The following is a 13,071-nucleotide window of genomic DNA, read 5'->3' as shown; positions in this document are numbered from 1 at the left end:
CGTCGAGATAGCGGTCGTACAGGTCGTTGAAAAACCGGCCGGCGGCTCTGCCGTCCGCCGGCCGCTCGCCTTCGCAGACAGCCAGGGCGTAGCTCATGCCAAGAGGCTCTCACACCGCATTGCACACATCTGAGCTGGTCAACAGCACTCGCTGCGACCATAAGAAGCGACGGGAGGGTGAAGAGCTAGAGCCTGCCGAGCTGTGATTCTTCGGCAAATTGGACATACAGCGGACTCGAGTTGTTATGAGGATCTGCCCATCTCCGCCTCGCTGACGACTAAGTTGTCGATCTATGGATCGACGCCCCGTCAAGCTCGTGGTCGATGTCCTGCTCATGCTGGTCGGAACCCTGCTGGGTATCGCGACGAACTACGCGACCGGGCAGTCGGACCATGTGCCTCTGGTCCTGCGGCTGTTGCGGGACTGGTCGGTGCCTCTGATCGGCGTCGCGCTGGCGCTGCTGGTCGGGGGCCAGATCGCGCTGCACCTCCTCGACCGGCCGGCGCGGGCACGCCGGGTATGGAACAACGCCCAGCCTCCATACCCAGGACTTGAAGCTTTCACGGAGGACGACGCGGCCATCTTCTTCGGGCGCGACCGGGAGATCGCCGAGCTGGTCGGACGGCTGCATCCGGTGGTGCCGGCGCGGGCGCAGCGGTTTGTGACCGTGATCGGGCCATCGGGGAGTGGAAAGTCGTCGTTGGTGCGGGCCGGGCTGCTGCCGGCGCTGGCCCGCCGGCGGGGGCGCTGGGCGGTCGCGCTACCGTTCTCGCCCGGCGAGGACCCAGTCGGCACCCTGCAACGTCGGCTGACCCAACTGCCCCAAGCAAGGCCCGCGTTGCTGGTGATCGACCAGCTGGAGGAGCTACTCACCCTGTCCGGCCGCGAGGAGCGGGACGCGTTCCTCACCGCCGCACGCGAGGCGTTGGAGCGTGACACGAGGCTGTGGATGGTGGCCACCTTACGCTCGGACTTCCTCACCGGGTTCCTGGAGTCAGGATTCGCCGAGCTGGTGCGCAACCCGACCGTCGTCGGCGCACTAGCCCGGGACGCGCTGTACGAGGTCATCGAAAAGCCTGCCGAGCAGGCCGGGCTGACCTTCGCCTCGGGCGTCGTGGCCCGCATGGTCGATGAATGCGGCGGAGGCGACGCTCTGCCGCTGCTTGCCTACACCCTCCAGGAGCTGTACCTGCGGGCCGGAGGGTCCGGCGGGACGGTGACCGAGGAGACGTACCTCGCCCTCGGGGGCGTCGCCGGAGCCCTGTCCGAGCGGGCCGACCAGATCACCGGCGAGCTCGCGGACGCACCCGTGATCCCCACCCTGCTGCGGTTCGTCACCATCGACCGCAACGAAGCCACCCGCCGCCGGGTCCACCGCGGCGATATCACCCCGCGAGAACTGGAGGTCGCCGACGCCTTTGTCGCCGGACGCCTACTCACCAGCGACGGGGGCGTCCTGAACGTGGCCCACGAGGCGCTATTCCGCCAGTGGGCACCGTTGCGGCAAGCGGTCGTCGCCCGTAGCGAGGACCTGCGCCGCCGCACCGAGCTGGAACGCTGGGCGCAGGACTGGGACCACGCGGAGCGCCAGGACGCCTACCTCCTCACAGGGGAGCGGCTGTCTATCGCCCGCCGGTGGCTGGCGCAGTCCTCGCGGACGGTCGGCGCGACGCCACTGGTCGAGGAGTTCGTGGACCGGTCGCTGCGAGCGGACCGGGCCACGATGGAACGTGCCGCGGACACGGTGGCCATCCGGGCCCTCGAAAGCCTCCACACGGAGCCGGAGACCGCCCTGCTTGCCGCCCTCGCGGCGGTCGAGGAGTGCTCGGCCACACCCGGCGCGGTCCAGGCGCTGCACACAACCCTGGACGCCTCCCGACTGCGAGCCGTACTGCGCGGCTTCGAACGCGGCGCGTCCGGGGTGGCCTGGTCGCCGGACGGGCTGCAGCTGGCCGTGTCCAGCGACGACGGCACCGTACGGGTGTGGCGTCCAGACTGCGACGACCAGCCCGTGGTGCTTGCGGGGAACGGCACCTGGGTACAGGGGGTGGCCTGGTCCCCCGACGGACGCAGACTCGCGGCTGGCTGCAGGGACACCACCGTGCGCGTCTGGTCCTGCGACACCTGGGCCGAACTGGCCATCCTGCGCCACACGGCGGCGACCCATGACCGGGAGGAGGGGGTCGGCGGTGTCGCCTGGTCGCCCGATGGCAGCCGCCTCGCGTCAGTCGGCAGCGACTGCGCCGTGCGGATCTGGGACGCCGACACCTACGCCGAATCCGCAGTACTGCGCGGGCACCAGCGCATGGTCTGGAGCGTGACGTGGTCACCTGACGGGAAAAACGTGGCCAGTGGCGGAGAAGACGGCACGATACGGGTCTGGGCAGCGGCCACCGCAGCCGTCGTAACCGTGCTCACCGACCACCAGGACAACGTCGAGTCCATTCGGTGGGCGCCTGACGGCCACCGGCTCGCTTCGGCCTCCGGTGACCGGACCATACGGATCTGGGACACCCGCAACTGGCAGGTGCAGCGGACCCTGGAGAGCCCGGAGGTCATCAACTCCCTGGCCTGGTCACCGGACGGCACGCGCCTGGCCGGTGGTGACGCGGACCGGACCGCCTGGGTCTGGAGCCTCGACGGGACCGAGGCTGACGACCGGCTCACCGGGCACGCCGACACCATCTACGGCATCGCCTGGTCTCCCGACGGGTCGAGGCTCGCTACCGCCTCACGCGACCGAACCGCGGCTGTGTGGAACGCGACCGAAACAACCAATATCTTCAGCAGCCGCGACGGCGGGGTCCTCCGCGTCTCCTGGTCGCCCGACGGGACATCCATCGCGTCCGTCCACCAGGACGGCTCCCTAAACATCCGGGACTTCACCACCGGCCGTACGACCGGCGAATGGCACGATGGTGAAGCATCCGATGCGGCCTGGTCTCCCGACGGCACCCGTCTGGTCATCGCCCTGCGCGATGGTGCGGCCGTCGTGTGGTACCAGGACGGCCGCGACGATGACATCAACCTGGCCGGACACACCCAGGCACTCTCCCACGTCTCCTGGTCCCCGGACGGCACCCGCATCGCCACCGGATCCCGCGACGGCACAGCCCGCGTCTGGGACGCCGCCACCGGTATGACCATCCACATCCTGCGGGGACACGAGGACTGGATCGGCGGAACCGCCTGGTCACCGGAGAGCCGCTACCTCGCCACGTCCAGCACGGACCGCACCGCCATCGTCTGGGACACCACCGACGGCACCGCCGTTACCACCCTGCGCGGTCACCTGGACTACGTCTGGAAGGTCCACTGGTCACCCGACGGCCGCCGCCTCGTCACCGGCTCACGCGACCGCACGATCCGCCTGTGGGACCCCTTCGACGCCACCGAACTCGCTGTCCTAGCCGGCCACGAGGAGCGGGTCCAAGACGTTGCCTGGTCACCCGACGGCACCTGCATCGCATCCGTATCCCAGGACCGCACGGTCCGTCTCTGGGACCCCGACAGCGCCACCCAGACCGCGGTACTTGGCATCCACGCCGACCGGGTGAGCGGCCTCGCCTGGCACCCGGACGGCTCGCGACTGGCGACCGCCTCCAGCGACCGCACCGTACGCGTCTGGACGATGGCCGATAACGACACCGACGGCCTGCTGCACCGCGCCCGCCAGCGGGTCTTCCGGCAACTCAGCACCAAGGAGCGCCGCTCCTTCCAACTACCTGACAGGAACTGATACCCACCATCGGCACCTGCCTCACTGGAAGGAGGTCTACCTCCACGCCAACGGCACCCGGTCAAAGTTGCCGCCGGAAGCGATCAGACTGATCGACGATGTCCTGCAAGGAGGCGGCGATCTCCGGCAGGTCGCCTAGCGCTGAAGACTTGGGGCTGAGTTACGTCAATTTCGTGCGACAGCTCGGACGCGCTGGCCGCTGCAAGAGGAGGAACGGGATGATCCTCGACGTCTATATGCACGGTCGACGGCATCAGCCTGATACCTGGCAGGAGACGGAACTGCTCGTCACAGTCCTGGTTGAGAACGTGCCAGAGCCAGAACCACATCCTGATGCAAAGCTCGTGACAGGGCACCTGGCCGAAGCGATCTCGCAGGTGCTGAAGGACCTGCCTCAAGCAACCTGGCCCTATGGAGGTCAGATCGCCGAGTTCACCTTCACGGGCCGACCCGAAGGCTCTACCGGCGGCCTGCTCGACTTCGACAGCTATCTGCACGTCGCCGTGAACGCTCGCACCGGACACGGCGCTCTCAAGTGGATGCTCACCCGAGGATCCACGGTGGAGATGGACCCCTCCATTGCCGACCAGGTGTGGCTTTCAGACAATCCGGCTCCGCCCTCCAAGGACCCCCAACGTCATCGCCGACCCAGGGTTTCCCCTCTTCCACCACCCGCGCAGCGCTCTACCCGTCGGCCGCATCCGCGCGGCCGTGGAGGAGTACTGCCGCGCCGGCACCGGCCACCGGCCGACGTGCATCGGCTGGACGCCCGGCCAGACGTCTGGCCGGCGTCTCGATAGTCCTGTAGCCGAGACATACATCACGCACTGCGAGGATCCGTGGTGCGAGATCCCGGAGCCCCAGCATCCTGCCCACTAACCCCTGAGCTCCGCGCTGTTCGCGGGGGCCCCGCACTGGCGGCCTCCTCCGGGCGGCGGTGAGCGTCATGCGGCGGCGAGGTGGAGGAGTTCGGGAACCCCGGGCGTGCGACGGTAGGGCTGGAAGCGGGGGAGGAGGGCCTCGACGAGGCTGGTGCAGCGGGGTGCGCCGATGCGGCGGGCCAGGAGGAGGGCTTGGGTGGCGGCGGCCGCGGCGGGTTCGGGTTCCTGCTGGTCGAGGTGGCTGGCGGCCTGGTAGGTGAGGAACACGCCGCGGGTCTTGTCGCGCGCGGCCGGGAGGAGTTGCTCGCCTTCGGTGATGAGCTGGTGGGCGCGGCCGGTGTCGCCGAGGTCGAGGAGGGCTTGGCCGGAGTCGACGGCGAGGTCGGCTTCGGAGACCCAGGAGCACCAGGCGGGCCGGTCGGTGCCGGCGTCGGCGAGGTGCTTCTCCGCTGCGCCGAGGGCGCGCAGGACGGACCGGCGGTCGTGTTGCGCTGCGAGGGTGCGGGCGAGACGGAGTTGGAGGAGGCAGCGGGCGGCGGGGTTCTGGGCTCGGGTCAGGGCGTGGCCCAGGATGCTGGCGGCGGTGGTGTGGTCCTTCCGCCAGGCGGCTTGATAGGCGAGATCGCCCAAGAGGCCGGCTCCCATGTCGTGGTCGCCGGCGGCGTGTGCGTTGTGCAGGGCGGCGACCCAGTACTGGCTGGCGGGGGCGTGCTGGCCGAGATCGAAGCGGTGCCAGGCGATCGTCTGGGCGAGGGAGGCGGCCAGGGTGTGCAGGCGCCTGCCGGTCGCGGGGGAGTAGCGGCCGTGTTCGATCAGTTCAGTCACGGTGGCGAGGTAGGCGTCGAGAAGTTGCGCGGTGTGCTGGCGCTGCTCGGTTGCGAGGCCGGCCAGGGGCTGAGTGGTGTTCTCCAGGAGGGTGAGGAAGTCGTCGTCGACGGGTTTGCCGTCGCGGGCCTGGGCGAGCGCGCCGGTGGGGCCAAGGGCCCAGTCCGAGGCCAGCGCTGACAGGGCGCCGCCGGAGATTGTAAGGAAGGTTCGGCGTTCCATCGCTGTTCGCAGGGCCTCTCTGAGGGCGGGCACGGAGCTGTCGGGACCGAGGGGGACCAGGCCGCCGGTGCTCAGGGGAATCCAGGTCGGCCAGTCATCGGCGCGGACGATGTCCGCCGGCCAGCCGAGCGCTTCGGCGATGTAGATCTGGGATTCCTCGCTCGGCCGGACGCCCCGCTGCCACTTGCGGACCCGTGCCTCGTCGGTTCCCGAGCGCAGACCGCGCCGGCGCGCTGCGGCCCGGATCCGTGACACGAGCTGGCCCATGGTCACCCCGGCAGCGAGGCGAGCTACGACCAGTGGATGCGGGGCGGTCTCTTCCACAGCTCCATCCAATCACCGAGCGCATATGGGCCGTCACCGTTTCGCGGGAGCGGGACCCCCACGGGACCCCCTCCAACCGGTCGACGCCATCGAACAGTTGAGCCCATTCTCTTCTCGTCGCCCTCCACGGCGGCCCGACTTCGTCCAGATGGGAGGGGGTTCGTCATGACGTACGACCACTGATCCGCGCCGCGGTCTTCCACCGCTCCGGTCCCGGCCCACGGCGCCCCCCGTCGCCGGCCGGGACCGGTCCCCCTCCCCGCCTCTCTCCACGCGAAGGAGAACCTCGTGGACACGCTGCCCGCCCGCCCGGTGCGCTACGACCCGCTGGACGCTGCCACCCTCGCCGACCCGTATCCGGTGCTCGCCGCGCTGCGCACACAGGCCCCAGCGGTCTGGCACGACGGGATGGAGTGCTGGCTCATCACCCGCTACGCCGACTGCGTCCGTGTGCTTCGCGACCACACACGGTTCGCCCGGGACCCGCGGCGCCTCGGCCGGACCGTCCCCGACGCGTCGTTGAGTGTGCAGGTCCTCGACCCGCCCCATCAGGCGCCGGCGCGCTCCCTGTTCATGACCGCCCTGCACCAGCAAGACCTGCCCGCCCTCCAGCAACGCACCTTCGAGAGCGCCGCCTCCCGCCTGGCCGCGCTCACCGGGGAGCCGTCGTGGGAGGCGATGCGCGAGCTCGCACAGCCCATCGCGCTGGCCGCGATCGCCGACCTCCTCGGTGTCACGCCGCCGCCCGTCGAGGAGTGGGTGCAGGTGTCCGACACGATCATGCGGAGCATGGACGGCGGCCTGGACCCCGGCCTGATCGAGCCCGGCCGCCGCGCCCGCCAGCAGCTCAGTTACCTGGTCGCCTCCTGGTTCACCACCACCGGCCGGCCCACCGGACTCCTGGGGCACGTCCGCGCCGGCACCGAGAACGCCGGCCCTGAGCACGCCGCCTACGCGATCCACACGGCCCGCGTGATGTTCCAGGGCGGCTACAGCACCCTGACCGCCGCGATCGGCAATCTGCTCGACACCCTGGCCCGCCGGCCCGACGTCCTCACCGCGCTGCGCGAACGGCCGGGGCTCGTACCCCTCGCCGTCGATGAACTGGTCCGCTTCGACGGGCCCGTGCAGGGCACCACCCGCCTCGCGGCCGTGGACCTGTCGATCGGCGACGTCGCGGTGCGCCGCGGCGAGAAGGTGACCGTGCTGTTCGCCGCCGCCAACCGCGACCCCGACGCCTTCACCACCCCGAACGCGCTCGTCCTGGACCGCTCACCCAACCGGCACCTCGGCTACGGCTGGGGCACCCACGCCTGCCTCGGCACCGTCATGGCCCAACGCGTCCTGACCGCGCTCGTCGAAGCCCTGCTCGACACCGGGCAGGTTCTGCGCCCGGCCGGGCCCGCCCGTCGACGGCGTACGGCCACGATGCGCACCTTCGCCCACCTGCCCTTGTCCCTCCAGCCCTGACCCCTGACCCGCCCGCGCCGTACTGCCAGCCCAGGAGGCTGCGTTGAGGATCATCATCGCCAACCACATCGACCCGGCCATCCGTAACCGACGCGACCTGCGGGCATGGACGCAGCGCGCCCTGTGGGGCGCCCGCGACGACGACCTCGTCATCCTTAGCGCGCCCCCGGACCCCGACTTCCTCACCTACGTCACGGGCCTGACCGGCACCGATCCGGACCGACTGCACCTGGTCGTCCCGCCGCCCGGCCGCTTCGAGGGCCGTCTCCTGGACCCGCAGTCCCTCACCCATCCCGACACCCTCACCCAGGTCCGATCGGTCCTCGAAGCCAACGGCGGCACGCGTGCGGTGCAGGAGGTGTGGGCGCTGTGGCCCTCGGCGGCCATCGCCTCGTTCGCCGCCGCGCTCGGGGTGTCCGAGCGTCTGCCCGGCGCCGCCTTCCTCGCCCAGGGCGGCGGCGAACTCGTCAACAGCAAGGCGACGTTCAGGATCCTCGCGGCCGCCGCCGGTGCACCGATCGCGGCCGGCACCACCGTCCGGGACCCGGGCGACGCCATCGCCGCAACACTCTCCTTGCTGGAGAGCGCCGGGGCGGTCGTGGTCAAGCAGGCCCACAACGGTGCCGGCGTCGGCAACGAACTCCTCGTCACCGACCGATCGCTCGCCACCGGGCACGCGGGCGCCCGCCACCAGCACCACCTGAACCCGCACGGCCTCCCGGCGGCGGTCGCCGCCTACTGGGACGAACGCTGGACGTGGGCCAGCGCCGACGACCGGTTCCCCGTCGTCATCGAGGCGTTCGTCCCCGACGCCCGCACCGTGTACTGCGAGCAGCACGTCACCGACACCTCAGTACGCCCGACCGAATCCGGCGAACTGCGCTACACCGAACGGCACCTGAGCCACGAGAGTGTCCCCCTCCGCGACCTCACCCCGACGGTACGCGAGCAGCTCTTGGACGGCTCCGCACGCCTGGCCCGCGCGTACCAGGCGATCGGCTACCGCGGCCGGCTCAGCACGGATGCGATCGTGCGGCCCGACGGAAGCGTGCTGTTCACCGAGGTCAACGCCCAGATCACCGGCTCGTGGCACATCTACGAGGTCTTCGCCCACCACATCGTCCACGCGCACACCGACCCGGCCCGCACGGTCACCGAAGCCCACGTCCCCGCCCACTGGACAGTCCCCGACGGCGCCACCTTCCACCGGGCCCTGGCCAAGCTCGGCCTCGGCTACAGCCCGGCGACCCGCACCGGCGTGATCGTCTCCATGCCCATCGCCCACCACCCCGACCACCGGGGCGCACAGTTCACCTACTCCACCGTCCACGCCGACGACGCCGACTACACCGCGATCTTCGACGCCCTCGACACCCGCTTCGCCACCTCCCGCCCCCGCCGCGCGGCGGCGGACCTCCCGGAAGGCACCCTCGTATGACCACCACCCGCCCGGCGCCGCCCGCCTCCGCAGCTCGCCTCACCCCGGCATTCGACGCCGCCCGCCTCGCCCACGAACTCGCCGCCGTCACCGGACACGAGTGGAAGCGCCAGCGCATCCACCACGCGGCCGGGCACATCGGCCCGGACAGCCCGACCGACTGGCGCGTCCTGCCCCTGCACAGCCCCGGCGGCGACCCCGCCCGCACCGACCCGGGCGGCCCCGGCCCCGACGACTACACCGCCACCCGCTGGCTGCACCAGATGCCCTACCTGCAGACCGTCCTCGACCAGATCCCCGCCCCGCTGAACGCCGTCCGGCTCCTCGCGCTCGGCCCGGGCGCCGCCTCCCAGCCGCACTGCGACCCCAAGTACGCGCTGGAGCGCGGCATGGTGCGCCTGCACATCCCGATCGTCACTCACCCCGACGCCGCCCTCATCCTCGACGGCACCCAGCACTGCTGGCAGCCCGGCGAGTTCTGGTACGGCAACTTCTCCCGCGAGCACCAGGTCTGCAACACCGGTCCCGCCCGCCGCGTCCACGCGGTCATCGACGTCCTTCTGACCCGCGAGCTCGCCGCCCTCTTCCCTCCGACCTGGCAGGACGCCGCCGCCAGCGCCGACGTCCTCTACAACCGGCAGCCCACCCCGGACCGCCAGGCGCACGACCGGCTCCCGGCCACCATCACCCTGCCGTCGGGCTTCCTGGACTTCGCCGCCGACACCCCGCTGACCGGTCCGGCCGTGCCGGTACAGGTAACCCGGCGCGACGGGCGACTCCGCCTCCAGGCAGGGGAGCGCACCTTCGCCCTCGCACACGTCACGGACGGCGAGTACCGATACGCCGGCTGGAGCGAACAGCGCACCCTGCGGATCGGCCCCGACCACATCGCCGTCCACGCCCGCCACGGCCGCGCCGTCACCAGCCAGCAGCTTGCCCTCCCCGCGGCCACAGGCCGCACCAGCGCCTGACCAGACGATCCGAGGAGCGCCCCATGCTGAACAGCCACGACGACTTCACCCCGCTGAGCGAGATCATCGTCGGGTCCGCCGAGAACTACCTCGGACACGACCGCGACCTGACCTTCGAGCTGTTCTTCCACGAAGCTCTGGACGGCTACCGATCCGACTGGGCCTACCCCCGCCTCGCCGCCCGCGGCACCGGACAGGCCCAGCAGTGGAAGATCAGCCGCAGCTACACCGACGAACTCCACGAGGACGTCGAAGCCCTCGCCACGCTGATCGCCTCCCTCGGCATCACCGTGCACAGGCCACTGCCACTACCGGCCGACGCCGCGGCGATCGCCGGCCTGGGCTGGCAAGCCGCACCCACCCCAGCCCTGAACATCCGCGACAACACCCTCATCCTCGGCGACGAGATCATCGAGACGGCCCCCGCGATCCGCAGCCGCTACCTGGAGACCCGCCTCCTCGCCCCCATCTTCCGCCGCTACTTCGACGCCGGCGCCCGCTGGTCGACGATGCCCCGCCCCACCCTCACCGACACCTCCTTCGACCTCAGCTACGCCCGCGACGCGGCCACCACCCTCGGCGGCCCCACCGAACCGGTCACCGACCCTCAGCCCAGCCCCTACGACGTCGGCATCGAGATGATGCTCGACGGCGCCCAGGTCCTGCGCCTGGGCCAGGACCTCATCGTCAACATCGCCCAGGACAACCACCGCACCGGCGCCGACTGGCTGGAGCGACAGCTGCAGGGCCGCTTCCGTGTGCACCGGGTGTGGCGCATGGCCGACAACCACATCGACTCCATGCTCCTGGCCCTCAGGCCCGGCGTGTTCCTCGCCCGGCACGCAGGTCTGCGCGACCTGATCCCGGAGGCCTTCCGCACCTGGAAGTTCATCGTCCCGCCCGAGCCGGACCCCGGCAGCTTCCCCGCCTACAACGACACCGATCTCCTCCTCACCAGCCCCTACATCGACATCAACGTCCTGTCCCTGGACGAAGACCGCGTCCTGGTCAACGCCGACTGCTCCGGCCTGATCAAGACCCTGGAGGCCGAGGGATTCACCGTGATCCCCGTCCAGCACCGACACCGCCGGCTCTTCGGCGGCGGCTTCCACTGCTTCACTCTCGACACCCGCCGCTCCGGCGGCGCCGAGGACTACCGGTGAGCGTGCCGGTCCTGCTGCTGGAGGCGGCCGGCCCCGAGTCCTGGGAACTGGCCCGGGCCGCGGCCGTCTCCGGGCTCGCGGTGCACGCCGTCACCGACGCGGCTACCCGCGCCGCCTACCCGGCCGAGCTGCGTGAGCTCCTGGCGGGCACGCTGGTCACCGACTTGAGCCAACCCGCCCGGGCCCGTGCGGACATCACTGCCTACGGCCGGCGGATCGGCGCCCGGGCCCTGCTGACCGTCAACGAGTACCTCACCGACCTGGCCGCCCGCTGCTGCGGCGACCTCGCCCTGCCGGGCAACGATCCCGAACGGGCCGGCGCGTCCCGCAACAAGGCGGTCATGGCGGCCGCGTTCGAGGGCGCCGGGGTCACCAGCCCGCGGACGATGACCGTCCGCAGCGGCGACGAACTGCAGGCACTGCTGGCGGCCGGGCATGTCGTCTTGCCCTGCGTCGTCAAACCGGCCGACGGCGCCGGCTCCTCCGGCGTCACCGTCGCCACGAACCCGGAAGAACTCCAGCAGGCCTGGCACTGCGCCCGCGCGGCCGCGGTGATGTACGGGCTGCCACGCGACGGACGCGTCTTGGTTCAAGACCACATCCCCGGCCAGGAGTTCAGCGTCGAGTCCTTCACCCAGGCCGGCCACACCACCCACCTGTGCATCACCCGCAAGCACACCAGCCGCGGCCGCCACCGCGTGGAACTCGGCCACAGCCTGCCCGCCCATCTCCCGCCCGCGGCCGAACGCGCGCTCCTCGAACAGGCCGGCCGGGCCATCGCCGCCGTCGGCGTCCGCAACGGCGCCACCCACACCGAACTCATCGTCACCCCCGGCGGCCGCGCGACCGTCATCGAGGTCGGCGCCCGCATCGGCGCCGGACACATCGGCGTCCTCCTCCAGCACGCCCTCGGCATCGACCCCTGGCGCACCCTGTGGGACATCGCCCTCGGCCGGCCCGTCACCGCGATCCCCGACTCCAGCGGCTACGCCACCGTCCGATTCCTGACGGCGCCCCATCCCGGCCGGCTGCTCTCCATCACCGGGCTGCCCGAGCTGAGCCCCGCCGTCCCGGCCGCCACCATCCGTACGGCACCGGGCGCCCGGGTCGGACCGCCCACGTCCAACCGTGGCCGTCTGGGCCACGTCATCGTGACCGGCGATCACCCGCGCGCCGTCGACAGCCACGCCGAGCAGCTGCTGAAACGGATCACCGTCACCCTCGATGAGGAAGAGGTGTCATGACGACGTCCTCCGACAGGCCCGAGCCCGCTACTCGCAGCCATCAGGTCACCAGCGCGCAGGAGTTCGACCGGCTCTTCGCACGCGAGCAAGCCGACAACGCGTTCAGCCAGCTCGTACACCGCGTCGACCCCCACCTGCCCCCAGGCCTCGGCCCCTTCTCCTTCCTGTGTACGAGCCTGCTCCACCACATCAGCGCACAACTCCATCTCAAGGACGGGCAGATGCTGGCCGACCTGGGGTGTGGCCCAGGCGGGCCGGGCCTGTGGCTCGCCGGCCGCGCACGCGCGGCCCTGACCGGCATCGACTTCTCCGCCGTCGCCATCACCGCAGCCCGACACCGCGCCGCGCACCTGCCCGTCCCAGCCGTCTTCAGCGTCGCCGACCTCGTGAGCCTGCCGCTGCCCGACGAGAGCGTCGACCGCGCCGTGTCGCTGGACGCCCTGCAGTACGTACCGGACCGCACGACAGCCGCCCGGGAGGCGCGGCGGATCCTCAGGCCCGGTGGCCGCCTGGTCCTCACCGGCTGGCAGCCACGCATCCCCGGCGACGAGCGCCTCCCAGGACGCCACCGTCACACCGACTGGCACAGCGTGCTGCGCGCCACGGGCTTCACCGAGATCTGCACGGTCGACGATCCGGCCTGGGACACCGCCTACCAGGAGATCTACCGTCACGCGCTCGCCGTCCCCAGCGAGAGGGAGACCGCTCTGGCCGGACTCCAGGGCGAGGCCCGACGCCGACTGCCCACCGCGCACCTGCTGCGCCGGATTGCCGTCACAGCGGTCCGTTGAGG

The 13,071-nt window shown here is 71.2% G+C and carries 9 protein-coding genes; 8 read left to right on the top strand and 1 reads right to left on the bottom strand.

The features are described from left to right. Positions 1–293 precede the first annotated feature (293 nt). Entirely contained in the window at positions 294–3,740 is a 3,447-nt protein-coding gene (locus B0675_RS27050) for a WD40 repeat domain-containing protein (RefSeq protein WP_241540015.1), read from the top strand. A gap of 218 nt (positions 3,741–3,958) precedes the next feature. Beyond that, entirely contained in the window at positions 3,959–4,540 is a 582-nt protein-coding gene (locus B0675_RS42200) for a hypothetical protein (RefSeq protein ID WP_241540014.1), read from the top strand. Positions 4,541–4,684: 144 nt separating this feature from the next. Here the strand turns inward: B0675_RS42200 and B0675_RS27040 are convergent, their stop codons facing one another. After that, entirely contained in the window at positions 4,685–5,935 is a 1,251-nt protein-coding gene (locus B0675_RS27040) for a transcriptional regulator (protein ID WP_081222224.1), read from the bottom strand. Positions 5,936–6,280: 345 nt separating this feature from the next. Between B0675_RS27040 and B0675_RS27035 the strand changes: the two genes are divergently transcribed. The 6 genes from B0675_RS27035 to B0675_RS27010 are packed head-to-tail and all read left to right on the top strand — an operon-like array spanning position 6,281 to position 13,069. Then, complete coding sequence (locus tag B0675_RS27035; RefSeq protein WP_081222223.1) at positions 6,281–7,462, top strand: cytochrome P450; 1,182 nt, start codon at positions 6,281–6,283, stop codon at positions 7,460–7,462. A gap of 43 nt (positions 7,463–7,505) precedes the next feature. Then, positions 7,506–8,900, top strand: coding sequence for a hypothetical protein (locus B0675_RS27030; RefSeq protein WP_081222222.1), 1,395 nt, complete (start codon positions 7,506–7,508; stop codon positions 8,898–8,900). After that, positions 8,897–9,871 (top strand): aspartyl/asparaginyl beta-hydroxylase domain-containing protein, encoded by a 975-nt coding sequence (locus B0675_RS27025; protein ID WP_081222221.1) that lies wholly within the window; start codon positions 8,897–8,899, stop codon positions 9,869–9,871. Before B0675_RS27030 ends, B0675_RS27025 begins: the two co-directional genes overlap by 4 nt. 23 nt (positions 9,872–9,894) lie before the next feature. Continuing rightward, a complete protein-coding gene (locus B0675_RS27020) occupies positions 9,895–11,034 on the top strand; it encodes a glycine amidinotransferase (RefSeq protein WP_081222220.1) in 1,140 nt (379 codons plus the stop codon). Next, positions 11,031–12,278: an ATP-grasp domain-containing protein gene (locus B0675_RS27015; RefSeq protein WP_081222219.1), complete on the top strand. Its 1,248-nt coding sequence runs from the start codon at positions 11,031–11,033 to the stop codon at positions 12,276–12,278. The genes B0675_RS27020 and B0675_RS27015 overlap by 4 nt, the downstream gene beginning before the upstream one ends. Next, entirely contained in the window at positions 12,275–13,069 is a 795-nt protein-coding gene (locus B0675_RS27010; RefSeq protein ID WP_081222218.1) for a class I SAM-dependent methyltransferase, read from the top strand. Before B0675_RS27015 ends, B0675_RS27010 begins: the two co-directional genes overlap by 4 nt. Positions 13,070–13,071: the final 2 nt, after the last annotated feature.

This window comes from Streptomyces sp. M41(2017), from assembly GCF_002078175.1.
Taxonomy (GTDB): Bacteria; Actinomycetota; Actinomycetes; order Streptomycetales; family Streptomycetaceae; genus Streptomyces.
Note: the sequence above shows the minus strand (reverse complement) of the source record. Positions and strands in the feature narration are given on the sequence as shown.

Coding starts and splice junctions, on each gene's coding strand:
- B0675_RS27050 (WP_241540015.1), top strand. CDS start 294: ATGGATCGACGCCCCGTCAAGCTCGTGGTCGATGTCCTGCTCATGCTG.
- B0675_RS27010 (WP_081222218.1), top strand. CDS start 12,275: ATGACGACGTCCTCCGACAGGCCCGAGCCCGCTACTCGCAGCCATCAG.
- B0675_RS27020 (WP_081222220.1), top strand. CDS start 9,895: ATGCTGAACAGCCACGACGACTTCACCCCGCTGAGCGAGATCATCGTC.
- B0675_RS27040 (WP_081222224.1), bottom strand. CDS start 5,935: ATGGGCCAGCTCGTGTCACGGATCCGGGCCGCAGCGCGCCGGCGCGGT.
- B0675_RS27025 (WP_081222221.1), top strand. CDS start 8,897: ATGACCACCACCCGCCCGGCGCCGCCCGCCTCCGCAGCTCGCCTCACC.
- B0675_RS42200 (WP_241540014.1), top strand. CDS start 3,959: ATGATCCTCGACGTCTATATGCACGGTCGACGGCATCAGCCTGATACC.